Source organism: Desulfobulbaceae bacterium DB1 (assembly GCA_001914235.1).
Taxonomy (GTDB): domain Bacteria; phylum Desulfobacterota; class Desulfobulbia; order Desulfobulbales; family SURF-16; genus DB1.
This window is the reverse complement of sequence record MQUF01000006.1, coordinates 258,587-284,706: the sequence shown is the minus strand read 5'-3', so window position 1 is coordinate 284,706 and position 26,120 is coordinate 258,587. Positions and strand designations below refer to the sequence as shown.

The 26,120-nt window shown below is 49.6% G+C and carries 27 protein-coding genes and 1 pseudogene; 27 read left to right on the top strand and 1 reads right to left on the bottom strand.

Annotation, left to right across the window (positions count from 1 at the left end):
• Positions 1 to 3 precede the first annotated feature (3 nt).
• From BM485_08020 to BM485_07965, 12 genes are all read left to right on the top strand, one after another.
• Positions 4 to 1,386: a hypothetical protein gene (locus BM485_08020; GenBank protein OKY75656.1), complete on the top strand. Its 1,383-nt coding sequence runs from the start codon at positions 4 to 6 to the stop codon at positions 1,384 to 1,386.
• A 320-nt stretch (positions 1,387 to 1,706) separates the two neighbouring features.
• Positions 1,707 to 3,545, top strand: coding sequence for a glutamine--fructose-6-phosphate aminotransferase (locus BM485_08015; GenBank protein OKY75655.1), 1,839 nt, complete (start codon positions 1,707 to 1,709; stop codon positions 3,543 to 3,545).
• Positions 3,546 to 3,763: 218 nt separating this feature from the next.
• Positions 3,764 to 5,047: a GDP-mannose dehydrogenase gene (locus BM485_08010; GenBank protein OKY75654.1), complete on the top strand. Its 1,284-nt coding sequence runs from the start codon at positions 3,764 to 3,766 to the stop codon at positions 5,045 to 5,047.
• A 14-nt stretch (positions 5,048 to 5,061) separates the two neighbouring features.
• Positions 5,062 to 6,090 carry an LPS biosynthesis protein WbpP gene (locus BM485_08005; protein OKY75653.1) on the top strand — a complete coding sequence of 343 codons (1,029 nt, stop codon included), beginning with the start codon at positions 5,062 to 5,064 and terminating at the stop codon, positions 6,088 to 6,090.
• Positions 6,091 to 6,168: 78 nt separating this feature from the next.
• Positions 6,169 to 7,179 carry a capsular biosynthesis protein CpsI gene (locus BM485_08000; protein OKY75785.1) on the top strand — a complete coding sequence of 337 codons (1,011 nt, stop codon included), beginning with the start codon at positions 6,169 to 6,171 and terminating at the stop codon, positions 7,177 to 7,179.
• Positions 7,180 to 7,361: 182 nt separating this feature from the next.
• Complete coding sequence (locus BM485_07995) at positions 7,362 to 8,669, top strand: UDP-glucose 6-dehydrogenase (GenBank protein OKY75652.1); 1,308 nt, start codon at positions 7,362 to 7,364, stop codon at positions 8,667 to 8,669.
• 132 nt (positions 8,670 to 8,801) lie between these two features.
• Positions 8,802 to 9,041 carry a hypothetical protein gene (locus BM485_07990; protein ID OKY75651.1) on the top strand — a complete coding sequence of 80 codons (240 nt, stop codon included), beginning with the start codon at positions 8,802 to 8,804 and terminating at the stop codon, positions 9,039 to 9,041.
• Positions 9,001 to 9,264 carry an integron cassette protein gene (locus BM485_07985; GenBank protein ID OKY75650.1) on the top strand — a complete coding sequence of 88 codons (264 nt, stop codon included), beginning with the start codon at positions 9,001 to 9,003 and terminating at the stop codon, positions 9,262 to 9,264. The genes BM485_07990 and BM485_07985 overlap by 41 nt, the downstream gene beginning before the upstream one ends.
• A 3-nt stretch (positions 9,265 to 9,267) precedes the next feature.
• The gene (locus BM485_07980) at positions 9,268 to 10,773 is read left to right on the top strand and encodes a hypothetical protein (protein ID OKY75649.1); all 1,506 of its coding nucleotides are present in this window, start codon (positions 9,268 to 9,270) and stop codon (positions 10,771 to 10,773) included.
• Between the two features lie 219 nt (positions 10,774 to 10,992).
• Positions 10,993 to 11,478 (top strand): hypothetical protein, encoded by a 486-nt coding sequence (locus tag BM485_07975; protein OKY75648.1) that lies wholly within the window; start codon positions 10,993 to 10,995, stop codon positions 11,476 to 11,478.
• Between the two features lie 116 nt (positions 11,479 to 11,594).
• Positions 11,595 to 11,888 carry a hypothetical protein gene (locus BM485_07970; protein ID OKY75647.1) on the top strand — a complete coding sequence of 98 codons (294 nt, stop codon included), beginning with the start codon at positions 11,595 to 11,597 and terminating at the stop codon, positions 11,886 to 11,888.
• The gene (locus tag BM485_07965) at positions 11,885 to 12,085 is read left to right on the top strand and encodes a hypothetical protein (GenBank protein ID OKY75646.1); all 201 of its coding nucleotides are present in this window, start codon (positions 11,885 to 11,887) and stop codon (positions 12,083 to 12,085) included. The genes BM485_07970 and BM485_07965 overlap by 4 nt, the downstream gene beginning before the upstream one ends.
• A gap of 260 nt (positions 12,086 to 12,345) precedes the next feature.
• Here BM485_07965 and BM485_07960 read toward each other — a convergent pair whose 3' ends face one another.
• A complete protein-coding gene (locus BM485_07960; GenBank protein OKY75645.1) occupies positions 12,346 to 13,059 on the bottom strand; it encodes a hypothetical protein in 714 nt (237 codons plus the stop codon).
• 494 nt (positions 13,060 to 13,553) lie between these two features.
• Here BM485_07960 and BM485_07955 point away from each other — a divergent pair, with 494 nt between their 5' ends.
• The 15 genes and pseudogenes from BM485_07955 (at position 13,554) to BM485_07885 (ending at position 26,110) form a co-directional block, all read left to right on the top strand.
• Complete coding sequence (locus BM485_07955) at positions 13,554 to 13,946, top strand: hypothetical protein (GenBank protein OKY75644.1); 393 nt, start codon at positions 13,554 to 13,556, stop codon at positions 13,944 to 13,946.
• Positions 13,947 to 13,991: 45 nt separating this feature from the next.
• Positions 13,992 to 14,348, top strand: coding sequence for a hypothetical protein (locus BM485_07950; protein ID OKY75643.1), 357 nt, complete (start codon positions 13,992 to 13,994; stop codon positions 14,346 to 14,348).
• Positions 14,349 to 14,501: 153 nt separating this feature from the next.
• Positions 14,502 to 15,830: an MBL fold metallo-hydrolase gene (locus tag BM485_07945; protein ID OKY75642.1), complete on the top strand. Its 1,329-nt coding sequence runs from the start codon at positions 14,502 to 14,504 to the stop codon at positions 15,828 to 15,830.
• Positions 15,831 to 16,005: 175 nt separating this feature from the next.
• A complete protein-coding gene (locus BM485_07940; GenBank protein ID OKY75641.1) occupies positions 16,006 to 16,266 on the top strand; it encodes a prevent-host-death protein in 261 nt (86 codons plus the stop codon).
• Positions 16,267 to 16,291: 25 nt separating this feature from the next.
• Complete coding sequence (locus BM485_07935; protein ID OKY75640.1) at positions 16,292 to 16,555, top strand: hypothetical protein; 264 nt, start codon at positions 16,292 to 16,294, stop codon at positions 16,553 to 16,555.
• A gap of 75 nt (positions 16,556 to 16,630) precedes the next feature.
• Positions 16,631 to 17,176 (top strand): transposase, encoded by a 546-nt coding sequence (locus BM485_07930; GenBank protein ID OKY75639.1) that lies wholly within the window; start codon positions 16,631 to 16,633, stop codon positions 17,174 to 17,176.
• Between the two features lie 579 nt (positions 17,177 to 17,755).
• The gene (locus tag BM485_07925) at positions 17,756 to 19,165 is read left to right on the top strand and encodes a cell filamentation protein Fic (protein ID OKY75638.1); all 1,410 of its coding nucleotides are present in this window, start codon (positions 17,756 to 17,758) and stop codon (positions 19,163 to 19,165) included.
• Between the two features lie 279 nt (positions 19,166 to 19,444).
• A pseudogene (locus tag BM485_07920) lies at positions 19,445 to 19,726 on the top strand (cytotoxic translational repressor of toxin-antitoxin stability system).
• On the top strand, positions 19,695 to 20,048 hold the full coding sequence (locus BM485_07915) for a transcriptional regulator (protein ID OKY75637.1): 354 nt from the start codon (positions 19,695 to 19,697) through the stop codon (positions 20,046 to 20,048). Before BM485_07920 ends, BM485_07915 begins: the two are co-directional and overlap by 32 nt.
• A 147-nt stretch (positions 20,049 to 20,195) precedes the next feature.
• Complete coding sequence (locus BM485_07910; GenBank protein ID OKY75636.1) at positions 20,196 to 21,023, top strand: polysaccharide deacetylase; 828 nt, start codon at positions 20,196 to 20,198, stop codon at positions 21,021 to 21,023.
• 182 nt (positions 21,024 to 21,205) lie between these two features.
• Entirely contained in the window at positions 21,206 to 21,862 is a 657-nt protein-coding gene (locus BM485_07905) for an EpsI family protein (GenBank protein OKY75635.1), read from the top strand.
• Between the two features lie 14 nt (positions 21,863 to 21,876).
• Positions 21,877 to 22,716 carry an exosortase gene (locus BM485_07900; GenBank protein OKY75784.1) on the top strand — a complete coding sequence of 280 codons (840 nt, stop codon included), beginning with the start codon at positions 21,877 to 21,879 and terminating at the stop codon, positions 22,714 to 22,716.
• Positions 22,717 to 22,734: 18 nt separating this feature from the next.
• On the top strand, positions 22,735 to 23,925 hold the full coding sequence (locus BM485_07895; GenBank protein OKY75634.1) for a hypothetical protein: 1,191 nt from the start codon (positions 22,735 to 22,737) through the stop codon (positions 23,923 to 23,925).
• Entirely contained in the window at positions 23,925 to 25,070 is a 1,146-nt protein-coding gene (locus tag BM485_07890) for a hypothetical protein (protein OKY75633.1), read from the top strand. Before BM485_07895 ends, BM485_07890 begins: the two co-directional genes overlap by 1 nt.
• The gene (locus BM485_07885; protein ID OKY75632.1) at positions 25,067 to 26,110 is read left to right on the top strand and encodes a glycosyltransferase; all 1,044 of its coding nucleotides are present in this window, start codon (positions 25,067 to 25,069) and stop codon (positions 26,108 to 26,110) included. The genes BM485_07890 and BM485_07885 overlap by 4 nt, the downstream gene beginning before the upstream one ends.
• Positions 26,111 to 26,120 lie beyond the last annotated feature (10 nt).

Below are 26,120 nucleotides of genomic sequence, written 5' to 3'. Positions count from 1 at the left end.
TCGATGCCGTTTATTCTGAACAAGTATTATCCTTCCCGGAATATCTTTTTTTTTCTGGGTGAAGGGCTCCTGATTTTTTTGGCCATAAGTGGCGTTTATTTCTTTTTCAAGGGACCGGTGCTTTACGCCGAGGCTTTTGCCCTGTACACATTGCGGGCTTTTTCCGTCACCCTCATCTTTCAATTTTCTCTTTATTTTTTCGATCTTTATGATTTGAGCGCGGAGAAATCAGTCGCGGAAGATTTTGTCAGGATAACCCAGGCCTTCGGGGTGGGGTGCGTTGTTCTCGGCATCGTCTATTTTTTTATCCCGGTTATCATGATTTCAACCAGGATATTCTGGATTGGTTACGGCGCTATCTGCGGCAGTATTTTTTTCTGGCGATTTTTGTACAACTATGTGCTGGAAAGGAGGATGTTCGCCCAGCCGATCGTTATTCTCGGCACCGGGGAGATGGCCGCAAATATTGCGGATGCAATAATAAAAGAGCGGGATTCCGGCTATAAGATCGTTTCCCTCATCGGTGAACGTGCCGCCCACCCTTTGCCTGAGAATGTTGCGCTTTCCCCGGAAATTGATGAACTTCCGGATCTTTGTCGAAAAAATAAAGTTGAAAAAATCGTGGTGGCCCTGGATGACAGACGGGGCAAGACGCCGATTCGTGCCCTGTTGCGCTGCAAGCTCGACGGTATCACCATTATTGAAGGAATTACTTTTTATGAAGGGCTCACCGGCAAGATTTTAGTGGAAAAAGTCAACCCTTCCTGGCTCATTTATTCATCCGGGTTCAAGGTTTGCCGCTGGTGCGTTTTTACCAAAAGACTGATCGATGTCATTGTCTCCTTTTTCGGCCTGCTCGTTTCCCTGCCACTTACCCTTATCAGCGCCGCAATTATTAAAATTGAATCACCCGGGCCCGTTTTCTATACCCAGGAACGCGTGGGAGAAAAAGGGCAGGTCTTTAACGTGATAAAATTTCGTTCCATGCGCAGCGACGCGGAAAAGGACGGGCCGGTATGGGCCATGAAAAATGATACACGGGTTACCCGTTTTGGCGGGTTTATCCGCAAAGTGCGCATCGATGAAATTCCCCAGATGTGGAATGTTTTAAAGGGTGAAATGAGTTTTGTCGGGCCGCGGCCGGAGCGCCCCGTCTTTGTCGAGCAGCTCACCGCCTCTATTCCCTATTATTCCCTGCGGCACAGCGTCAAACCCGGGATAACCGGATGGGCGCAGATCTGTTATCCTTACGGTGCATCGGAGGAAGATGCGTTGCGCAAGCTTGAATATGATTTGTATTATATAAAAAATCTGACCATCTCCATGGATTTCTGGATAATTTTTCAAACCATAAAGACGGTTCTTTTTCAGAAAGGATCGAGATAAATTATTAATTTCAAGTTATAATAAAAAGATTGGAATTCCCCTCACCCTGACCCTCTCCCAAAGGGAGAGGGGACCGGCATGCATGTCCAGTCCGGCCTGGCCCTCTTGCAAGGAGAGGGGATGGCAAGGGTGTCCAGTTCGGCCTGACCCTCTTGCAAAGAGAGGGGACCGGCATGCATGTTCAGTCGGCTTGATCCTCTTGCAAGGAGAGGGGATCGGCATGCGTGTTCAGTCCGGCCTGACCCTCTTGCAAAGAGAGGGGATCGGCATGCGTGTTCAGTTTGGTACTTAATAATTTATAAAATATACGGAGTACGTTTATGTGCGGCATAGTCGGTTATGTAGGGCAGCGGAGAGTGGTGCCCATTCTTTTGGAAGGATTGAAAAGACTTGAATACAGAGGCTATGATTCCGCCGGTGTTGTGTATCTGGAGGATGGCGTTTTACAAAAGCATCGTTGTGAAGGCAAGCTGGCCAATCTGGAAGAAAAGATGGAGAAGGTGTCGACGGACAGCCGTATCGGTCTTGGTCATACCCGCTGGGCCACCCATGGCCCGCCGTCGGAAGCCAATGCCCATCCGCACAGTGACTGCAGCGGCGAACTGGTCGTTGTTCATAACGGCATCATTGAAAATTTCCAGACACTGCGCGAAAGATTGAAGGCAAAGGGGCATATTTTCACCTCCCAGACCGACACCGAGGTGGTTGCCCATCTCATTGAGGAATATCTGCGGGAAGATCTTGCCGAAGCTGTTCGGGAAGCGGCCAAAGAGCTGGAAGGTTCCTTTGCCCTCGGCGTTATGTGGAGCAGGCAGCCGGACAGAATCGTCGCCGCCCGCTATCAAAGCCCGCTGGTGCTGGGCGTGCTGGAAAACGGCGGCAGTTTCATGGCCTCTGATATCCCGGCGCTGCTGCCCTACACCAAGGACGTTATTTTCCTTGAAGACAATGAAATGGCGGTGCTGACCGCGGTCGGCGTTGAGGTGCGGCGGCTGGACAGCGGCGAGCCGGTGGAAAAAAAGATTCAGCATATTGTCTGGAATGCGGGGATGGCGGAAAAAGCAGGCTATCGGCATTTCATGCTGAAGGAGATTTTCGAACAACCACAAGCTATTTTAAACACCTTTCGCGGCAGGATCAATCCGGAAACCGGCGCGGTCAATCTCCCTGAAATCGGTTTGAGCCGCGAAGAGTTGCTGTCGATCCGGCGCATTTCACTGGTGGCCTGCGGCACCTCCTGGCATGCGGCACTGGTGGCCAAATACTGGCTGGAAAAATGGGTCGGGGTGCCGGTTGAGGTGGATATTGCCTCGGAATTCCGCTACCGCACATTGCTGCTTGGGCCTGATGTCATGGTGATTCCCATATCCCAGTCCGGCGAGACGGCCGATACCCTGGCAGGCTTGCGTTTGGCAAAGAAACTGGGCGCCCGGGTTATTGCCGTCTGCAATGTGGTGGGCAGCACCATCACCCGGGAATCGGACGGCACCATCTATACCCATGCGGGGCCGGAAATCGGTGTGGCCTCCACCAAGGCATTCACCTGCCAGTTGACCGCGCTTTTACTGTTGACCCTTTTTCTCGGCCAGGTGCGCCGGACAATAGATGGCGAAAACAGCAGAGAAATTGCCCGGTCCCTGCTTGAACTGCCGGGACTCATTGAAACGGAATTGCCGCGTCTTCAGCGGGAAATGTATGTTATCGCGGAAGAATTCGCCAACAGCCGTGATTTCCTTTATCTCGGGCGCGGCGCGAATTTCCCTATTGCCCTTGAGGGGGCCCTGAAGCTGAAAGAAATTTCCTATATCCACGCGGAAGGATATGCGGCAGGCGAGTTGAAGCATGGCCCCATTGCCCTGATAGACCGGGATATGCCTGTTCTGGCCCTGGCGCCGAAAGACGCCGTCTACGGGAAGCTTATTTCCAACGTGGAAGAGGTGAAAGCGCGCCATGGCAGGATGATCCTGGTGGGCAGCGCTTCCGACAACCAGCTTGATCGAATGAGTGATTTCGTGATCAGGGTGGCTGATGTCCATGAAGCGGTGACTCCCATTCTGTATACCATTCCCCTGCAGCTGCTTTCTTACGAAATTGCCAACTTGCGCGGCTGCGATGTTGACCAGCCGCGAAATCTGGCGAAAAGCGTCACTGTGGAATGATTTTGGATTGCGAATTGCGGATTGCGGATTTCTGATTGGGGATTGAAATTGACGGTATGAACCAAGATGAGATAAAAGCGCGGACGAAAGAGTTTGCAAAAAAGAGCGGCAGGGCATAAAAAAATAATTTGAAATTCTGGAATCAGAGTGAACATTAAATTTATCTCTCTCCGAGAGGGGTAGGTAATGGGTTCCGGGATTGAAGAGGAGAAAATTATATGAACGCGACTATCGCCGTTGTCGGTCTAGGCTATGTGGGGCTGCCGCTGGCAATTGCCTTTGGCAAAAAATATCAGACCGTCGGTTTTGATATTAAGGATGAGGCTATTGCCGCCTATAAAAAGGGGGTTGACCCGAACTGCGAAGTTTCAGCTGAAGATTTTCAACTCGCCAATCGTATCGAATTCACTTCGGATCCGGCCGCCATCGGCAAAGCTGATTTCGTCATAGTCGCAGTGCCGACGCCAATTGATAATGCCCGACAGCCGGATCTCTCGCCACTGACAGGGGCCAGCCGCAGTGTGGGCAAAAATATGAAAAAGGGGGCGGTGGTGGTCTTTGAATCCACCGTGTATCCAGGCGCCACGGAAGAAGAATGTGTCCCCATCCTGGAAAAGGAATCGGGCATGGAGTGGAAACGCGATTTTTTTGTCGGCTATTCACCGGAAAGGATCAATCCGGGCGACAAGGAACACACCCTGACTAAAATCGTTAAAGTGGTCTCTGGCGACACTCCTGAAACGTTGGAGAAAGTAACGGATCTTTATGGCGCAATTATCGAGGCCGGGGTCTATCCGGCGGCAAGCATCAAGGAAGCTGAGGCTGCCAAGGTTATCGAAAATACCCAGCGGGATCTTAATATTGCCCTGATGAATGAATTGGCTGTTATTTTTGACCATCTGGGCATCGACACGTTGAATGTCTTAAAGGCGGCGGGAACAAAATGGAATTTTCTTCCATTTCGTCCGGGGCTCGTGGGTGGTCACTGCATTGGTGTTGACCCATATTATCTGACCCATAAGGCGGAAACCGTCGGCTATCATCCCCAAGTCATTCTTGCCGGCCGCCGGATCAATGACGGCATGGGTAAGTTTATTGCGGAAAAAACAGTGAAACTCATGCTGGCCGCAGGCCTCAACCTCCAGCATGCCAAGGTGGGCATCTTGGGCCTGACTTTCAAGGAAAACTGTCCGGACCTGCGTAATTCCAAGGTCTTTGATATTATCAATGAGTTGCAGGCGTTCGGCATCAAACCCTTGGTTCATGATCCGCGGGCCGAGGCCAAGGACGCGCTGCGGCATTTTGGTGTCACCCTGTGTCGCTTGGAGGAAATGAAAGAGCTCGGCGCCTTGATATTCGCCGTGCCTCATCGGGAATATCTGGCGGAACCGCTTGAGTTCTTTACTGGTGCTTTGGGCAGGGACGGATGTCTTGTCGATGTGAAATCCTCCCTCGATATGGAAAAAATCAAACAGAACGGCATCCATTTCTGGAGGCTATAAGGAAAGTTGCGAAAATGAGTGCATACGAAAAATTACAACATCAATTAAAAGAAGAGCCGCGCCGCTGGCTTGTCACCGGCGTTGCCGGCTTTATCGGTTCCAACCTGCTGGAAACCCTGCTCAAACTTGATCAGCATGTCATCGGTCTGGATAATTTTTCCACCGGCTTTCGGCACAACCTTGATCAGGTTAAGGCGTTGGTTGGGCGGGAGCAATGGCAGCGCTTTCAGTTCGTCGACGGTGACATCAGAAATCTTGCCACCTGCCGGGATCTCTGCGGCCAAGTGGATTTTGTCCTCCATCAGGCGGCCCTGGGATCTGTCCCCCGCTCCATTGATGATCCGATTCTGACCAATGAAAACAACCTGACCGGTTTTCTCAACATGCTGGTCGCGGCCCGTGATGCCAAGGTAAAGCGGTTTGTCTATGCGGCGTCCAGCTCAACCTATGGCGATCATCCGGGCCTGCCCAAAGTTGAGGATCAGATCGGCAAACCCCTTTCCCCCTATGCCGTGACCAAGCTTGTCAATGAAATTTACGCGGATGTTTTTGCCCGGACTTACGGCTTCCAAACAATCGGTTTGCGCTATTTTAATATTTTCGGACGACGACAAGATCCGAACGGGGCGTATGCGGCGGTTATGCCGAAGTGGTTTGCCGCGGTCATCAGGGGAGAACAAACGTACATTTACGGAGATGGCGAGACCAGTCGCGATTTCTGCTATATTGATAACTGTGTGCAGGCCAATCTCTTGGCCGCTGCTTGCGAAAATCCCGAGGCTTTGAATCAGGTTTATAATGTTGCTTTTGGTGAAAGAACAACCTTGAATGAGCTGTTTCACATGATCGAGCAGCGGGTTCGCGCCATCCTTCCGGCGATTGCCCCAATGAGTCCGCAGTACCGAGATTTTCGTCCCGGCGATGTACGGCACTCCCTGGCTGACATAGGCAAGGCGGCAAAACTGCTTGGGTATAAACCGCAATTTTCGGTAAAAGAAGGGCTTGATCAAGCAGCCCAGTGGTATGTGGGCAGTTTGAAATGATCGCGGATTGAATTCTTCATAGTCATGGCATTTGTGTAATCTCGACGATATCGGAGATAAAAAAGGAACGCTGTGGAAATAAAAAAAATTCTTATCACCGGTGGTGCCGGTTTTATCGGCTTTTATCTGACCAAGCGGCTTCTTACTGAAGGGATGGAGGTTGTCGGCCTTGATAACCTCAATGACTATTACGATCCCGCCTTGAAAAAAGCCAGGCTTGAGCAGCTTGTCGGCATCCCTGGGTTTTCCTTTGTCGGAATTGACCTGGCTGATCGATCGGCTGTGGCCGCACTTTTTGCCGCTAATAAATTCGACGCGGTGGTCAATCTTGCCGCCCAGGCCGGCGTGCGCTATTCCCTTGAAAATCCGCACTCTTACGTGGACAGCAACGTGGTTGGTTTTGTCAACATCCTGGAAGGCTGCCGGCACGGCAAGGTGAAACATCTTGTCTTTGCCTCATCAAGTTCCGTCTACGGCGGCAATACGAAAATGCCGTTTTCGGTGCATGATAATGTTGATCATCCCGTCTCTCTTTATGCGGCAACCAAGAAATCAAATGAGCTGATGGCCCACACCTACAGTCACCTTTATGGCCTGCCGGCAACCGGATTGCGTTTTTTCACGGTGTATGGCCCGTGGGGCAGGCCGGATATGGCCTATTTCCTTTTCACCAAAGCCATTTTGGCGGGCAAACCGATCAATGTGTTCAATCACGGCAAAATGAAACGTGACTTTACCTATATCGATGATATCATCGAGGGTGTTGTTCGCGTCATCGGAAACGTCCCGCGGGAAAATGCCGGGTGGGACCGGGAAAACCCCGATCCGGCCACCAGTTATTGCCCCTACCGCATCTATAATATCGGCAACAACCAGCAGGAAGACCTGATGCACTTCATCGAGGTGCTGGAAAATTGCCTGGGCCGGAAGGCGCAAAAGGAATTCCTGCCCATGCAGAATGGGGATGTGCCGGCCACCTATGCCGATGTCGCTGATCTGGTCAGGGATGTGGGGTTTAAGCCGAGTACGACCATTGAAGAAGGATTGAGGAAGTTTGTTGATTGGTACAGGCAATACTACGGCGTTTGAGAAAGAGACAAAAATGAAAAATGAATTGCCGGCCCGTGAGCTGAACTATTGGGCCATTTTGTATGATGTCCCTGTAGAAACTCGCCGTTTCTGGTTGCGTCAGATACAAGAAGGCAAAAGACCAGTTGGACCAACAAGACCAGTTGGACCAATAAGACTAATAAGACAAAAAGAACAAAACAATGAACATAACAATGATAGGGACCGGCTATGTCGGTTTGGTTACCGGCGCATGTCTGGCGGAATTCGGCCACCGGGTGACATGCATGGACAAGGATGTCGCCAAAATTGATCGCTTGCGGCAAGGCGAGATCCCGATTTATGAGCCTGGCCTCGATGCCTTGGTGGCCAAGAATGTCAAAGACGGCCGTTTGTCTTTCACCGAGAATCTGGCGGAGAGCGTGTCAAAGGCACAGGCCGTCTTCATTGCGGTGGGAACACCGTCCTCGCGCCGTGGCGACGGATACGCTGATCTCACATACATTTATGAGGCGGCCAGGGATATTGCCCGGCATATAAAAAATTATACGGTTGTGGTGGACAAAAGCACGGTGCCGGTCGGCACTGCCCGCCAGGTGGCTCGGGTCATCAAGGAAGCAAATCCGGCAGCGCAATTTGATGTTGTGTCAAATCCGGAATTTCTGCGGGAAGGTGCGGCAATAAGCGATTTTATGCGGCCGGACCGGGTGGTTATCGGGGTGGAGTCGGAAAAGGCGACGGAGGTCATGAAAGAGGTTTATAATCCTCTCTATCTCATTTCCACCCCTTTTGTCGTTACCGGTCTCGAAACGGCGGAATTAATCAAGTATGCCTCAAATGCCTTTTTGGCGATGAAAATATCATTCATTAACGAAATGGCAAACGTCTGTGAAGCGGTGGGTGCCGATGTGGTGGATCTGGCCAAGGCCATCGGCCTTGATGGCCGGATAGGGCGCAAATTTTTGCATGCCGGACCAGGGTACGGCGGTTCCTGCTTCCCGAAGGACACCCTGGCCCTGCTGCGCATCGCCCAGGAAAACGGGGTGGCCGTGCGTTCCGTCGAGGCTGCGGTGGAAATCAATGCCGCGCAGAAGGCCCGGATGGTGAAAAAAATTCGTGAAGCGCTCGGTGGTTCCGAAGCGGGCAAGACAATCGGCGTTCTGGGTTTGACCTTCAAGCCGGAAACAGATGACCTGCGTGATGCCCCGGCCTTGACCATTCTGCCTCCGCTGTTTGAAAAAGGGGCGAAAATCCAGGCCCATGATCCGCAGGGAATGGCTGAAACGGCGAAGATGTTCCCTGGGTTCAGGTATGTCGGCAATGCCTATGAGGCATGCGACAATGCCGATGTCGTGGTGCTGTTTACTGAATGGAATCAGTACCGCGCCCTTGATCTTGAGGAAGTGAAATCCAGGATGAAATTACCTGTTTTCGTTGATCTGCGCAACGTGTATAATCCGCAAAAAATGAAAGAAGCCGGTTTTGCCTATTTTGGCGTCGGAAGAGGGTAGAGGGGGAAAGTCCCTTAAGTTATAGGTCGGGAACCCTTTACCGACAAGATAGTGTCGGCTGATGGAGTCGGTATTGACGGTGTTGAACCCTTTTGTGGTATAATAATCCCGCGGGAAATAGTTTAATTTTATATGAGTCCCACCTTATTTAAAAAGAAAGGGTACAGGTTTTTTTTCTTCTCAAGGGAAGAATCCAGAATGCATATTCATGTTGTGTCGGAAAATGGAGAAGCAAAATTCTGGCTTGAGCCGCAAATCGAACTCGCAAAAAATTACAGGTTCTCGAGATTAGAGTTAAAGGAAATTGAATCTCTCATTGAGGAATATAGTAATGATATCAGCGACGGATGGAAAAATCACTTCGGAAGTTGAGGTGACGCACATCTCTTCCCATGGTGTATGGCTTTTGGCGCAAGGAAGGGAGTTGTTTATGTCGTATGAGGAGTTTCCTTGGTTTAAAGATCTGTCAGTCCGAGCCATTATAAATGTGCAGGAACCTTCGCCCGGGCATTATTTCTGGCCGGAAGCTGATATCGATTTGACGCTGGAAATTATAGAGCATCCGGAGCGTTTTCCTTTGAAGGCCAGAATGTAGATAATGGACAGCCTGAACCTCGAACTCCTTAAAACCAAGGAAGAAATAGACCGCCTGGTCAGGAACTGGCGGGCATTGCTTGATGTGATGCCCGAGATGGTTGTTCTGGTCAGGGAGGATTGTATCATCGAATACATGAATCCCAGCGCTGTTGCCGTCTTTGGTAATTTGTCCGGCCGTGATTGCCGTCAGCATCTCTGCAATGCCGATGATCGCTGCCGGAAGTGCTGTCCTATTATCCTTTCCGTGAGTGAAAAACAAAAAACCGGGCTGGAAGAAACCCGCATAGGCGCGGTTGATGTTGAATACAGTTTTGCCCCTTTCCAGGGTTATCTCGGTGATCGGCTGGTAATGCTCGTCATGCGTGACATCACCAGCCGCAAGCAGCATGAACTGGAGTTGTTCAGTTTTCACAACAATATCGAAGAAATTCTCCAACAGAAGATAGCGGAGTTAAAGGAAAGCGAAAAGATCCAGCAAAATCTGTTTCGGGAAATTAACGTTCTCAAGCGCAAACTGCAGAACAAGGACAAGGCCGATGAAATGATCGGCTCCAGCCGGAAAATGCGGGAATTGCGGGAGATGATCGATCAGGTGGCCGGTTCGGACGCCACCATTATGATTACCGGCGAATCCGGCACCGGCAAGGAGCTGGTGGCCAATCTCATCAGGAAATGCAGCACCAGGGCCGACAAACCGTTCCTTAAGGTAAATTGCAATGCCATCAATGACAACCTGCTGGAAAGTGATCTGTTCGGCTATGAAAAAGGCGCTTTCACCGGTGCGGCGGGCCGTAAAAAAGGCAAGTTTGAAATTGTCGACGGCGGCACCATTTTTCTTGATGAAATAGGCGATATCAGCCCGAGAATGCAGGGCTCCCTGCTCCGCGTCCTGCAGAACGGCGAGGTCATCCGGGTGGGCGGCAATAGCCCGGTCAATGTCGATGTGCGGGTCATCGCCGCCACCCATGTCGATCTGGCCCAGGCCGTGCAGGACAACAAATTCCGCCTTGATCTTTACTATCGCCTCAATATCATCAATATCGGGATTCCGCCGCTGCGGGAAAGAAAAGAGGACATCGTCGATCTGGCGACCTATTTCGTCAAGCATTACCGCCAGGCTTTCAAAAAGGATGTGGATTTCCTGCCGGACAGCATCATCAACCGCCTGTTGCTCCACAGTTGGCCGGGAAATGTGCGCGAGCTGGAAAACGTTATCCAGCGCGCGGTTCTCATGTGCAAAAATTCCATTATCACCGAACAGGATCTGGTGTTCGACACCAAGGCATCCTCTTCCCGGCATAACGGCTCTATCGGCCAATATTTCGAGCAGATAGGGGATAAAGCGCTGAAAGACATTATCGGCGATTTGGAACGCGAGCTTATTTTCAATTGCCTGCAAAAGCATGACGGCAATGTCCAGCTTGCGGCAAACGACTTGCAAATCGGCAAGACCGGCTTGTATGACAAGATGAAGCGCTATAATATTTCCGCGAAAATGGCAAAGTAGCGAACGGGCTTCCCCTCTTCCCGTGCAAGGTGTAGCCTGTTTCGTTATTCTCGGGAACCCGTGCTCTTTGGCGGCACTTTTATTGCATGTATTTTAAGTATTTACTGGCGCAAAGCAATAATATGAGAGCATAAGGATGATTTTGAGATGAGCATTGACTCAAGGCAGCCCGCGAATAAACAATGCCCATACTGGGTAACTATCAGTCATGAGTGCAGGATGACCAAGGGCGGATTATATATCCCGATGCCGGAACATATAGACATGTTCTGTTCGTCGCCGAAATATACCCTGTGTCATCAGTACATTCGCGGCTGTGAGTTGCTGCAGGACACGGCAAAAAAATTCGGCTATATCGTGGATGGCGGCAGACGCCGGTTTCGCCGTGTCGATGACAGAACGCCTCTCCGGGTGTCGCTGTGTGATAAGGATCGTCGGCCTCTGGAGCTGCTTGATGAAAACGCGATCACCATTGATCTGAGTCTGGGCGGCATGCGGCTGCAAAGCAGTCGGGAGTTGCCGCGTGATTCCTTGATATGTTTTGAGTTTGACTCCGGTTTTACCGTTCCGGATCTGGCCGGAGTCGGCGAGGTGAAATGGTGCGAGCCCAAGAATGGTTCATCGCTGTTTCAGGCCGGGCTTGCCTTCAGTGATTTTCGTATGACCCAGGCCATCGGTTCGCATCTGGGGCTGCCGATGATGTAAGGGGCTCGATTAGTGTCGTCACGCATCATCCCGCGTTTCATTTGTAGGTCGGGAATCCTTTCCCGACAGGACGTGTCGGCATGGGGATGCCGACCTACAGGACTTATAGCAATAGTATGAAATATAATTTTGACTGGGATCCTGACAAAGAAAAATTAAACAAAGAAAAGCATGGCGTCAGTTTTGAGGATGCAGCCACAGTTTTTTGTGATCCCCAAGCCTTTACAATATTTGATCCGGACCATAGTCAATCGGAAAATAGATGGATAACTTTAGGCATCTCTCAAAAGGGGAAATTGCTGGTTACTTGCCATACATACAAAACAGAGAACGGGGAGGGCGTTATCCGAATTTTTTCCAGCAGAAAAGCAACAAAATCGGAAAAAAAGCAATATGGTGAAATGACATGAGAAAGGAATATGATTTTTCAAAAGGAGAGCGCGGAAAATTTTTCAATAAAGATGCAAAGTTGATGATACCCGTGTATCTCGATGATGAGATTTTGTCATTCGTGCAAGGGATTGCGAAAAAAAGAAAAACGGATATCACCTCTGTAGTCAATAAAATTCTACGTACAGACATGCAACTTGCTGAAGTGATTAAATGATTTTTTAAACTCTGCTGCGCTCAAGTGTCCTTCTGGTGGGGCTGGAAAGGCGGGCTGGTTGAATTGGTTCGATTAGTTTGTTCGTTGGGGCGGCATTCTTTGCCGCTTTTTTTTGTTGTAGAGGGCCACTTGACGGAATCTCTCTCTCCCCCGTCAAAGCGGGGAGAGGGTCGGGGTGAGGGTATTTCCCGCACCAGCCAATAAAAAAACCGTTACTTCCGAAAGAAGTAACGGTTTTTTTATTGATATCTGTGAACTCATTATGCTTTTTTGCGGCGGCGTGCTGCACCGGCAAGACCGGCAAGGCCGCTACCCATGAGCAGCATGGTGGCCGGCTCGGGAACCGGAGTGACGTCTGTTACGCCCACAACCATATCATCATAATCTTGATCCCCAAGGTCTAATAAATCTTCAAATGCCACAACGACATCGGAGCCCAAGAGTGCTCCTACTGAGTTGTCCGATGTGTCAAAAATCATTGCATGATCTTTATTGTCAGCGGTATTGAAATAAGTGTGTGAATAAAATATGCCGTCTGTCTGATTCGTGTCAAGATAGAAACCAAAATTAGTACCGATGTTTTTGGTAACACTGGTACTCTGGTTTGTAACTGTATTGTTAACAAGGTCAAATAACAGTGTTACAGATGTAAGAGGAGTTGCGCTTCCGTTAAAAAGCATTAAGTCTTCACCGATGGCGTACGTTCCGTCACCATTGTCTGTAAAACCGTAGATACCAAATTCGTTAGTTCCGGCATAGCCAGCCAACTCAAACATCAAGAATGCAGTTGCATCGTCAGTTGCGCCGTCAGTGTCGGAAAGGATTACTGACTGAGCGCCAGTATCAGTATAGCCTGCTGTTCCGTCAATACCAGTGATGTCGTATAAGTTACTCGGCAACGCCAGCGCGCTCCCAGCCATCAACAACGAGCCCGCGAAAGCGAGGGCCAAACCTTTTGCGATTGTCTTTTTCATCTTTTCTTCTCCTTTTAGTTCATTTGCAAATGAAACATGAATTTTAAGTCTAAATGCTTGTGTCTTTTGTATAGCATTTAGTGTGCCATTTTGAAATGTTTTTTTGGGGGAAATAAGGATGCGTTGTTTTCTGTCAGGATTTCGAGGGGATACCGTGGTCCGCACGGAAGAATTACGTGGGGAAAAGGGGGAAAACAAATCGCGAAAGGGAGAGGGGGAATGCATAAAACTGGTTTTTTTCCGGAAATGACAACGGAAGAGGAGAAGCGTCTCAATGATTTGTGTTGTAATATGTTGTTTTTTCATGATTTATCTGTGTTCCCAGGGGGGCTTGCATATGCGGCGGAAAATCCATTTTTCCGGAATCGGGCCGCGGCAAGGAGACGGGGGCAGTGTATCCGGAAGATGCTTGACAGGATGCACCATGGACATTTAAGATGAATGACCAGGTGTATTGCTGTTTAAATTCATAGTGGCGTGAATTCTGATTAATAATGAAACACATGGGAAGATACGGTGACTGGCTGCGTCAGGCGGAAAATGACCTTGAATGGGCGGAGCATTCCATGAAAGGAGGGTTTTTCTCACAGGTTTGCTTTATCTGCCAGCAGTGCGCTGAAAAGGCGTTGAAGGGCTATTGTCTGTTCAAGGGGTTTGATCAGATTCGCACCCATTCTCTTTTTCGCATCGTCAAGGATCTTGGGGAAAACGGGATGCTGGAGAAGCATGCCCGGCAGCTTGATATTTATTATATTTCCGCTCGTTACCCGGATGCCTTTCCAGATGGCGCGCCTTTTGATATTCTGACGGAAGAGCAGGGGGACCTGGCCCTGCGGGCGGCAAAGGAAATTCTTCAGGAGATCAAAAAACGGATTCAAAATTGCTAGGATGCGGTAAATTGGGGAATGCTGCAAAGACAATGAATTGCATCCATGAAACAGGCTAGCTCACTCGGCAAAAGCAGACCAAAGGTCTCGGTGCTTGATTTCACCTTTGATGAGATCAGGGAGTTTCTTGCGGCCGGTCTGAAAAACCGCAATGTGGAAAAGGCGTATATTGCCGGATCCGTGGCAAGCGGAGGAGCAGGCGCCTGGTCCGACATCGATCTGGTGGTTATCAAAAAGACGGCAACGCCTTTTCCTGAGCGCCCCTTTGAATTTGTCGGACTCTTTGATTTGGGAGTTCCTTTGGATATTCTTGTCTATACGCCGGAAGAGATTGCCCGGATGGATGCTAACCCGACTGCTTTCTGGCGTGATGTGCAGAAAAAGTGGGTCCGCATCGTATAAAACACAATCCGCGATCCGCATAACCGGTCCGGGCAATGATTATGAAGCTGATGTCGCCAAGCAACTTGCCTTTGCCAAGGCCTTGCTGCCCGTGCTCGATCAGTACCTGGCAGGGGAAGAAGTCGTCCATTAAACTTAAATAACTCAATACCAATGCCAATTTCCTTAACCCATCTCGGCGGTGAAACCAGCGTCACCGGTTCCTGCCATCTGCTGCAGGCGGCAGGACTCACCATCATGGTCGATTGCGGCGCGGCCCAGGGCGGGGATTCCTTCCTTCCCATGGAGCAATGGCCTGTTGCGCCTTCTCGGGTTGACTATCTTTTTCTCACCCACGCCCATATCGACCACATCGGCCGGTTGCCGGAGTTGATCCAAAACGGCTTTGCCGGTGAAATTATCTGCTCGCATCCGACGAAAGCGCTTCTGCAACCCATGCTGACCGACGCCATGGGCTTCGGCCGTCTTGATGAACGGGAAATAAAAAGGCTGGCCGGCCGTATCGACGAGCTTTCCTGGGGCTTTGAATACCAGCAGGAGTTCAAGCTGAAGAAGGGAGTGTCTTTCAAGCTGGGACGCGCCGGCCATATCCTTGGGTCGGCCTTTATCCGCTTTGTTGTTCCGGAGGTTGATGGAAAGGGCTTCGCCATCATCTTTTCCGGTGATCTGGGCAACAGGGACACCCCGATTATTCCCGATCCGGATCCGCCGGAAACGTGTGATCTGCTGATTCTTGAATCAACCTACGGCAACCGGCTCCATGAAAGCAGGAACGAGCGCATCGAAAGCCTTTCGACCAAGCTTGAACGGGCCCTGACGGATAACGGCAAGGTCTTTATCCCCGCCTTTGCCCTGGGCCGCACCCAGGAGATTCTCTTTGAGCTGGACCGGATATTTGCTGAGGAAAAATGGCGGGCAAGGAGGATTCCGGTGTTTGTCGATTCGCCGTTGGCCCTGGAAATCACCGATGTCTACTCCCGGCTTTCCCCTTTCTGGGACAGTGAGTCGAAGAAACATCTCGCCGCGGGTGACCATCCCTTTGATTTTTCCCGTCTTTACAGCGTCGAAACATATAAAGATCATAAAACCCTGCTGGGAATTCCCGGCCCGGCCATCATCATTGCCGGCAGCGGCATGTGCACCGGCGGCAGGATTATCGATCACCTCGAACAGGGCTTGCCGGATTCACGAAACGACATCTTTTTTGTCGGCTACCAGGCCAAGGGAACGCCGGGGCATGATATCGTCAGATACGGCGGCACGCCGGGCGGGTATGTCTTTCTGCATGGTGAAAAGGTCATCATCCGCGCCGGGGTCGAACATCTGACCGGCTATTCCGCCCATGCCGACCAGAAAGGTTTGCTCGACTGGGTGGAGTCAATGCCCGCAAAGCCGGCGAAAATCAAGCTTGTCCACGGAGATGAGGAGGCCAGGGCCGCCCTGGCGGATGCGCTGGGTAAACGGGGATATGCGGTTTCTTGATTTCCGTGCTTTTTTTCATCTCCTGCCGACCGAAAAGGCTAAGTGGGAAGTTTGTAGGTTGGGTTAAGCGCAGCGCAACCCAACAGAAATCTCAATTCGCATTGACCGGCTTGCTTTTCGGTGCACAGGCGGCTATAATGGGCTTAATTATGGTCAACCTGAATAGGAGTCAAACATGAAAACCCTTTCCCTCTCGGAAGCGAAGATGAAGTTGAGCGCCCTGGTGGAGGCGTTGCAGATCACCCACGAAGAGGTGGTCATCACCAAGAACGGCCAGCCTGCCGCGGTACTGGTCTGTCCGGAGGAATTCGAGGGATGGCGTGAGACTATTGCCGTGAAGAACGATACCGAGCTGATGGCGGAGATCAAGGGGGGGCTGGCCGCGCTCAAGAAGAAAAAGGCAAGGCTCTATACCCTGGACGAACTGTTCGGCTAACCAGGTGGACCATTATATCATACGGATGCCGGAGGAAGTGGCCGCGCTGGTGCGCGGCCTTCATCCTGAACTGAAAAAACGGTTCAAGGCAGCCTTTGCCATGCTGGTGGGTGACCCGCACTGCGGCAAGATGTTGCGCGAGGAGCTTGCCGGACTCCGTAGCCTGCGGGTCAAGAACATGCGGATTGTTTACCGTATTTCCGCCAAGGGAATTATCGAGGTGGTAGCTCTCGGCCCGCGCAAAAGCATCTATGAAGAGACCTTCCGCATCGTCAAGGCAAGTTTGTAGGTTGGGTTAAGCGCAGCGCAACCCAACAGAAACAAAAATCGATTCCGTCAATAAAATTTCGGGAAAAGATCGTCAATGCAATACCGACGGGCGAATATAAAGGGCGGAAGTTATTTTTTCACGGTTGTTACCCATCAACGGCGGAAGATTCTTTGTGAACCGGAAAACATCGATCTGCTGCGTGCCGTTTTCCGGGATGTGCTTGCCCGTCACCCTTTTACCATTGATGCCATGGTTGTGCTGCCGGATCATCTCCACTGCATCTGGACCCTGCCTGCGGGGGACAATGATTTTTCACGGCGCTGGCGATTAATAAAGGGGGCGTTTACCCGAAAATGCGATGGCAAACACAAAGGTGAAGCAAGTTTTTCCCGGCAGTCGAAAGGGGAGCAGGCGGTTTGGCAGCGGCGTTTCTGGGAGCATCTGATCCGTGATGAACAGGATTTTCATTATCACGCAGATTATATCCATTATAACCCGGTCAAGCATGGACTCGTCTCCAGCCCTTTGCATTGGCCCTATTCAAGTTTTGCAAAATTTGTGTCCGCAGGGGTGTACTCGGCCGATTGGGGGGCAGATGGTGAAATGAAATCCGGGAACCCGGTTGGCATGGAGTTCTGAAAGATGTTGGGTTTCACTTTGTTCAACCCAACCTACCTGCTGCGGGTCAAGAACATGCGGATTGTTTACCGCATTTCCGCCAAGGGAATTATCGAGGTGGTGGCTCCCGGCCTGCGCAAAACCATCTATGAAGAGTTGTAGGTTGGGTTTCACTTTGTTCAACCCAACCTACTGCGGGTCAAGAACATGCGGATTGTTTACCGCATTTCCGCCAAGGGAATCATCGAGGTGGTGGCTCCCGGCCTGCGCAAAACCATCTATGAAGAGTTTGTAGGTTGGGTTAAGCGCAGCGCAACCCAACAGAAATCTGCGGGTCAAGAACATGCGGATTGTTTACCGCATTTCCGCCAAGGGAATCATCGAGGTGGTGGCTCCCGGCCTGCGCAAAACCATCTGTGAAGAGTTTGCAGGTTGGGTTAAGCGCAGCGCAACCCAACAGAAATCTTGAGCGATATGGTTATTCAAATTATTGTTGACGCGCGACATTAACGTATGCCATTATGATGTCACTCTTTTGTGTCGTTCCTGCCGTTGCCGGCCGGGGGAAACCATGCAACGAAGCCATCAAGGGGAACTTTCATGTCGCGTAGTGTGCCTGCTGAAGAATTAGAGCTGATCGAACGGGTAATTTCAGAGCATCCCGAGGGTATCGGCATCTCAGCCCTGGAAGAGGCCCTCCACCGCCGCCTGCCGAAAATGCTCAACCGTCGTACCTTGCAGCGCCGCCTGGAACGCCTCATGGTGGATGCACGCATCACGACCGAAGGCGAAAGCATCGCTCTGGTTTACAAGCGCGCCCCAAACGAATTGCGCGGCAGACGAGACCGCACGGCAAAAGGGGCAGGTCGTGTCGAGACTGAACCATATATCCCGGTTTCGCGAGAAGGCGGCATCATTTGCGATCTCATCCGGCGTCCCCTGATGCAACGGCAGCCTGTCGGGTATCAGCGGACGTTCCTTGAGGACTACGAGCCAGGCGTTACCTTCTATCTCCCCGAGTCACTGCGGGCCGACCTCCATGCCATGGGCAGTACCTCGCCTGACCAACGGCCGGCAGGAACCTATGCCCGGGAACTCCTGAATCGTTTACTGGTTGATCTCTCCTGGGCCTCGTCCAGGTTGGAGGGCAACACTTACAGCCGTCTCGATACCAAAAATCTGATCGAGTTTGGACAGGCGGCGGCAGGCAAGGATATTCAGGAAACCCAGATGATCCTGAATCACAAGGCAGCCATCGAAATGCTTATCGAAGAGGTCGATCAGGTTGGGTTCAATCCCTTCACCTTCCTCAACCTGCACGCCCTGTTGTCGGAAAACCTGCTCCACGATGAAGACGCCTGCGGGCGCTTACGTCGCCGGCCGGTAGACATCGCGGGCTCGGTCTTCCACCCGTTGGCCATGCCCCAAGTTCTGGAGGACTGCTTCCGTTTGCTGCTCGCGAAGGGTGCTGCCATCCCCGACCCCTTTGAGCAAGCCTTTTTCGTGATGGTCCAGTTGCCGTATCTCCAGCCATTCGAGGATGTCAACAAGCGGGTCTCCCGCTTGGGGGCCAACATTCCGCTCTTTCGCCACAACCTCTGTCCGCTGTCTTTCGTCGATGTGCCGGAACAGGCATATGTGGACGGCACTTTAGGCGTCTATGAGCTCAACCAGGTTGACCTGTTGCGCGATGTCTTTGTTTGGGCTTATGAGCGTTCCTGTCAGCGCTATCTCGCCATCACCCAGACCATGGCTGAGCCTGATCCTTTACGCATCCGCTACCGGGAGACCTTGATCGATGCCGTGCAGTCTATTGTTCGAGAAAGTAAGGAGCCTTCCGCTCAGAATGTTCACCAACTGGCCGATCAGTTGGTGCCGGGCAGTGACTCCGCCATGTTTGCCAAGATGGTGCAGGATGCCTTGCAGCGCTTGCATGAGGGCAATGTGGCCATGTATCGGCTGAAGTTGTCCGAGTTTGATGCCTGGAAGCTGGTGCGGGATCGGCAGTAAACGAAGAAATGCCCGTATAAGCTGGAAGAAAGAATTAAGCGCTTATTCATGCGGTGGAGAGTTTGTAGGTTGGGTTAAGCGCAGCGCAACCCAACAGAAATCTGCGGGTCAAGAACATGCGGATTGTTTACCGCATTTCCGCTAAGGGAATCATCGAGGGGGTGGCCCTCGGCCCGCGCAAAACCATCTACGAAGAGACCTTCCGCATCGTCAAGGCAAGTTTGTAGGTTGGGTTAAGCGCAGCGCAACCCAACAGAAATCTAATAATTGGTATATATTGTGAAGTGGGTAGTAGAATTCACCTGAAGGGCGCGGAAGCAGAAGGAGAAGCTGCCCGTCAAGGTGCGCGAAATCCTGTTTCAGTTGGTTCGTGATATCGAGGCAAGAGGGCCAATACGCGGAGACTGGCCGAATTACTCCAAATTGTCCAACTCGGAGCATCATTGCCATTTGAAGAAGGGGAAACCAACCTATGATGTGGCCGTATGGCGGGAATGCAAAGGGGAAATTTGTTTGGTGGAGGTGGTTTATGCCGGAACCCATGAGAAAGCACCATATTGATAAAGACTATGTGACGATTCGTGTGCGGGTTCATCGCAGTAATGCGGCAAAGGTGAGAGAGTATGCTAAGGCGATCGACGAGGCGGAAGAGCGTACCTATACCATCGCCGAAGTATTCCCAGAGTATGCGGGAAAAGAGCAGCAGATTGCGCTGCGTGGTTATCGACACCGGGAAAACCTTACACAACGGCAATTATCGGAATTGACAGGTATCCCCCAACGGCATATTTCGGAGATGGAAAACGGGAAGCGTCCCATCGGCAAAGAGGTGGCCAAAAGACTGGCAGATGCTCTTCGTGCTGATTATCGCATGTTTTTGTGAGAAAGAGGCAAATACGGCATCGGAGACCGCAGGGTGTGGTTATGTTCGATGTCATGCAATAGCGGATTTGGGATTTGGGATTTCGGAATGCGGAGAAAACCAATCCAACCAACCCGACCAATCAGACCAATTAGACCAAACAACAAATTGAACCAGCCAACCAACTACCTCACCATTGATGTTGAAGACTATTTTCAGGTTGCGGCATTCGAAAAAGTAATTTCTCCCCGAGAATGGGGAGGGTGCGATTTGCGGGTGGAAAACAACACCGGGAATATTTTAAATCTGCTGGCTGCCCATAATGTCAAAGCCACATTTTTTATTGTCGGCTGGATTGCCGAACGCTGTCCGGCGCTGGTAAAAGAAATTGTCCGGCATGGGCACGAAATAGGCTGCCACAGCTATCTGCACAGAAAAATTTATGATCTTTCGCCCGCTGAATTCAGGGAAGACACCCGGCGGGCCAAGGATATTCTTGAAGAAATAACAGGCAAGGCGGTCGTCGGCTACCGCGCCCCCAGTTATTCGATAACAAAAAAATCGCTTTGGGCCTTGGATATTCTGGAGGAACTCGGCTTCAAATACGATTCAAGCATCTTTCCCATTTATCATGACAACTACGGTATTCCGGACGCCCCCCGTTTCGAATATAAATTGCCAAACCATGACATGATGGAATATCCTATTTCCACGTCGCTTTTCCTGGGAAGAAAAATTCCTGTGGCCGGCGGCGGCTATTTCCGCCTGTTCCCTTACTGGTTTACGAAAATGGCCCTGAAAAAAATTAATAGCGACGAGCGCAAGCCCTTTGTTTTTTATCTCCATCCCTGGGAAATCGATCCGAGCCAGCCCCGCTTCAACCATGCCGGGAAATTGTCGAAATTCCGGCATTACAACAACCTGCACAAAACCAGGCAGAGGCTGGAAAGATTGCTCAACGATTTTGTTTTTGGACCGATGGGAGTGACTGGTTGATTGACACAGTTGAGGAAGTTTAACGAAAAACAAAAAAATGAAGAGGAGAGCATAAAAGAGATAATTGCAACTACAGCCCGTTTTTTTTGTGTTCCTTAAGCTCAACATCGGCTTGAGCGAATTATGTTGGAATACTTGATTATTAACCGGATGAACATTAAAAGAGTCGCTGGGAAATCACCATGCAATTAAAGCCTTCGTTTCGCTTAACTATCATACTGCTCTTGTTCGGTCTTACATACCTGGCGATACACCTTAGCCAAGCGGTCAGAGATGTTCCCATTCTAAAACCTCTATCTCAGTTCCCCACGCAAATAGGAGAATGGAAGGTTGTCAGTTCAAAGACGCTGTCGCAGCCAACAATCGATATGCTGGGTGTAAACGATTACATCGAGTACAATTATGCTTCTGGAAATGGAACAGTTGTGAATTTATATGTAAGTTACTTTTCTTCCATTGGCGTAACCGGCGGATACCATTCACCGCGCAACTGCCTTCCTGGGGGTGGCTGGGGAATTGCTGAGCTCTCAACTGTCCGGTTGCAGCCTCAATCCGCTCCATCATCCATCATAAATTCCATGATTATCCAGAACGGTGCTGACCGGCAAATAACGTTGTATTGGTTTCAAAATCGAGGCAGAATAATTTATTCCGAGTACTGGGATAAAATCTATACAGTTCTGGATGCCCTCTTCAAGCAGCGCCGGGATGGCTCGTTTATTCGTATCATGGCGCCGACCAGGGAAGAGAATATCCGGGAAACTGAAGAGCTTGTGAAAAAGTTTGCGGAAGATGTCATGGTTACACTTCAGGATTACCTGCCGGGGAAAGAAATATGACGAAGCCTTTTCAGATGAATGCAACACACGGAAAATTGGGTGTGCAGGCAATTATTTTTTTTGCGGCGTTTGCTTTCCTCTACTATCCTTTTATCCTGACAATGATAGCAGACTGGGAGGTTAACGATAATTACTCGCACGGTTATTTCATTCCGTTTATATCCGCATATCTTATTTATGAAATGCGAGATGAACTTAAGAAGGGGCGTATCCTCCCGACAAATTGGGGCTTTGTCCTGATAATCATCGGCCTCATGCAACTTGTTGTTGCGAAAATAGGTTCCGAATATTTCCTGCAAAGAACTTCAATGATTGTTGTCCTTTTTGGGGCAGCTCTTTTTTTGGCAGGGAAAGAATTTGCAAAAAAGATTTGGTTTCCTCTTGTCTATCTTTTTTTTATGATTCCTGTTCCCGCTATTATCTGGAACAAATTTGCCTTTCCGATGCAGCTCTTTGCATCCGCAATTACTGAAAAGGTGATCCTTGCCTTGGGAATCCCTATTTTCCGTGAGGGGAATGTTTTGCATCTCGCTCAAACAACTCTCGAAGTAGTTGATGCCTGCTCGGGGCTGCGGTCACTTGTGACTATGTTCGCGCTGAGTGCGGTTCTTGCCTATATGGCAAAAGGAACCGTCATAAAAAAATGGCTTCTTTTTCTTGCTGCTGCACCGATTGCTGTACTGGCTAATATCATCCGATTAACGGGTACTGCGGCCCTTGCGCACAGGTTCGGCGAAGGAGTGGCACAGGGGTTTCTTCACGATTTTTCCGGGTGGCTTGTTTTTGTTTTGGGGTTGATGATATTAATAGGGTTCAAATCACTGCTTGAAAATAAGAGTAATCAAAATAAGTAGGAATTTTCTTAATTAGCTATGCTGCTGCAACTCTTTTGTATCATTATCCTTTTTTTGTTGTCAGTCGTTTGTCTCTATTACTGGTTTTTACTTTTCGCCTCTTTTTCCCGGGCAAAGGATGAAACGATAAAGGGTAATAAAAAAATTACATTTGCCATTGTCATTCCTGCGCATAATGAAGAGGATGTCATTGCAGCAACCCTTTCCTCTTGTAAAGGCTTGGAATACCCTGCTGATAAATATCAAATTTTTGTCGTTGCCGATAATTGCACGGATAAAACTGCGGATATGGCGAGGAAACACGACGTTGCAGTTTTTGAAAGATTTGATGACAGCAATAAAGGAAAGGGCTTTGCCTTGGCTTGGGCTTTTGACCGTATTCTTCAGGAAGATTTTGATGTAATACTTGTAGTTGATGCGGACTGTCTGCTGGATGCGGGGACTTTGGCGGAACTTACCGTCGTTTTAGCTCAAGGCGATGAGGTTATACAGATAAATTATTGTGTTGGAAACCCTGATGAATCACCGATGAGTTATGCCCTCGCGGTGGGGAATTTCATTGAGAACGAATTATTTTATGCCCCTAAATCACAGCTTGGCATGGCGGTGATTCTTCGCGGAACCGGAATGGCCATCAAGGCGGATGTTTTGCGCAAGTATCCATGGGATGCTCATTCGATCGTAGAAGATATTGAATACAGCTTGTCTCTGATCAAGGCGAACTATGCAATAAAATTTTTAAAAAAAGTTCGGGTAATTTCTCCTTTTCCGGTAACGCATGAACAGCTCAAAGTGCAGAGAACCCGTTGGGCCAGCGGCAACCTGAGTTTTGGTAAAAAAGAAGCTTTCAACCTGATACTGGAGGGGGTAAAAAACAGAAATATGGCCGTAGCTGATGCGGGTTGGTCTTTCCTTGTTTTGAGTAAACCTCTTCTTCTTTTGGGGCTATGCGCGGCAGTGTTGGTATCTATTGCATGTGTTTTTTTTGCACCCGGAGATTTTTCAACTTTTCTGTTGATTTTCGCGCTTGTTGTAACGTTTTTGTATATTGCCTATTTCGTGGTTGGTATATACCGGTTTGGTTTATCCTGGCGCAGATTTTTTTACTTAATGCAAGTCCCGGTTACGGTTATTAACCTGATGTTTGTTTCCATGCTTGGATTAATCGGGTTTAAAAAGGATGATTGGGCCCGCACGCCACGCTCATAATGATTTTTCGAACAATTACAATGACGATAAAGATTTGCCACCTTATAGCCACCAATTTTTATGGAGGACCGGAGAAACAAATAGTTGAACATCTTCAGCGTTTGGATCCCGAACAGTTTTATGGCATTGTCGCCTCTTTCATGGAAGGCGAACAAAATGAAATTCTTGAAAAGGCTGCGGTTGTCGGCATTACAACTCAAGCCATCCCCATGGCTGGTCCGATTGACTTCAAGGCTTTATCCATACTGGATAGTTTTATCAAAAAAAATAAAATAGATATTCTCTGCGTTCACGGTTATAAGGCGACTGTCATGGGGTGGCTTTGCGGGCGGAAAAATAAAATCTCTGTTCTTGCCTTTTCGCGGGGTTATACTGCGGAAAACAAAAAAGTCGCCTTTTATGAATGGCTTGACAGGCAGGTTTTAAAAAGAGTTGACGGTATTATATCGGTTTCCGAAGGACAAAGGCAGAAACTTGCCTCTTTTGGAGTAGATGGGAGACGAAGTTGGGTTGTGCACAATGCTGTTGTTGTCCCGCCGAGGGATGATGCACAGGTTGAAGCTGCGAAACAGGCAATACATTCCCGGTTCGATATTCCCTCTGACGCGAAGATAGTCGTCGCGGCCGGCCGCCTGAGCCCAGAGAAAGGCCATCGTTTCCTGGTTGATGCCGTGGCGAGATTGAATCAGGAAGGCAATGAGGCTGTTTTTATTTTTTGCGGTGATGGCCCCTGTTATACTGCCCTTATTGAGCAGGCGAAAAAGCTTGGCGTTTACGGTAAATGCCGCTTCCCTGGGTTTCAGAGGAATATTCAGGAGTTTTTTCTGGCCATGGATCTTATGGTTCTGCCCTCTTTAACAGAGGGGCTTCCCAATGTCATACTTGAATCGTTTGCCTTGGCAAAACCTGTTCTGGCGACCAGTGTAGGAGGTGTTCCAGAGCTTGTTGTTGACGGAGAAAACGGATATTTGGTGGACAAAGAACGTTCTGATTTGCTGGCCAATGCCATTGCAAAAAGTCTGGATGATCCGGAAAAAATGCGCGTTATGGGTGAGGCCGGATACAATCGGGTCAGGGCTGAATTTAGTTTTGGGGAACAATCAATTAATCTCCAGGGTATTTATCGAACTTTGTTGTCCATATGAAAAAAACTGCATTGCCGGATAAGGCAAATTTTCCTGTCGTTACTGTTGTTATGCCTGTGTATAATGAGGCACGTTTTATCGAAGGAACATTGCGGCAGCTTCTTACCCAGGAGTATCCAGCGGACCGTTTGGAAATCATTGTAGTTGATGGAATGTCCCAAGATGCCACCAGGGAAATTGTCCAGCGTATGGCCCGCGAACATTCGCAAATAAAATTGCTGGAAAATCCAAAGAAACGATCAAGCGCAGGGCGTAATATTGGCTTTAAAGCCGGTTCCGGGGAATATTTTGTGGTCATTGACGGGCATTGTTTTCTGCCGAATAATCAGTTAATTCGAAATATTGCGGATTGTTTTGAAAAATCCGGGGCTGACTGCCTCGGCAGGCCGCAACCACTGGACCCTCCCGGTCTCACAGATTTTCAAAAAGCTGTAGCGCTTGCCAGGGCTTCACGAATAGGGCACGGTGGCGATTCATTCATATACAGTGATTATGAGGGTTTTGTCAGCCCAACCAGCAATGGTGCGGCTTATCGAAGAAATGTTTTTGAGAAAGTTGGCTATGTTGATGAAACATTTGATGCCTGTGAGGATGTGGAGTTTAACTACCGGGTCGAAAAGGCGGGCTTGACTTGCTACACGGCGCCATCCCTTGCCGTGCAATATTATCCTCGGGAATCTTTAAGCGCTCTATTCCGGCAATTATGCCGCTATGGGCAGGGGAGAAGGCGTTTTGTTCGTAAGCACCCTGAAGCGCTAACTTTCAACCAACTTGTGCCTTTATTTTTTGTTCTTGGATTGGCTGCCATTATAATGGTTTTCGTGGGAGTCTTTATAACGGATACTGCGAATGTTTTAGCAGGCGTGTTTATTTTTCCGTATTTACTTTATGCTGGGTTAATTCTTTATTTTAGCGCTGATATTTCCGTGAGAAACGGATGGCAATATAAATTTATTCTTCCGTTGATTTTTTTTGGGATTCATTTTTCGTTGGGGTGGGGGTTCTTAAAAGAAATATTTATTTTTAGAGATTTCGAATGAAACTTCTCAA